The organism is Dietzia sp. B44 (genome assembly GCF_014145245.1).
In the GTDB taxonomy this organism is placed as follows: domain Bacteria; phylum Actinomycetota; class Actinomycetes; order Mycobacteriales; family Mycobacteriaceae; genus Dietzia; species Dietzia natronolimnaea.
Window position 1 is genome coordinate 1 of sequence record NZ_JAALEF010000523.1, and the last position, 248, is coordinate 248.

The following is a 248-nucleotide window of genomic DNA, read 5'->3' on the forward strand; positions in this document are numbered from 1 at the left end:
TCCAGGCGCTGCTGCACCGCGTTCCGGTACCCGGACGGCAGGTGGGCCGGGACCTCGATGACGGGCGTAGACCGGTGGCGCTCAAACCACGCCGTCTCGGCCTCGCCCGCCTGAACCCGCCGGGCCAGGGCGATCTCGAACGCCCGCTCGCCCAGAGCTATCCCGGGCACCTCACCCTCCCTGAGCGACAGGTCGGAGTCGGTGAACCCGTACAGGTGATACACCTGCCAGTCGAGCTCCTCCTGCTC

General features: G+C 70.2%; 1 protein-coding gene. It reads right to left on the minus strand.

What is annotated here, in order from left to right; genetic code table 11:
• On the minus strand, window positions 1-248 hold a 248-nt coding region (locus G6017_RS16145; protein ID WP_182618255.1), incomplete at both ends, for a DUF7008 domain-containing protein.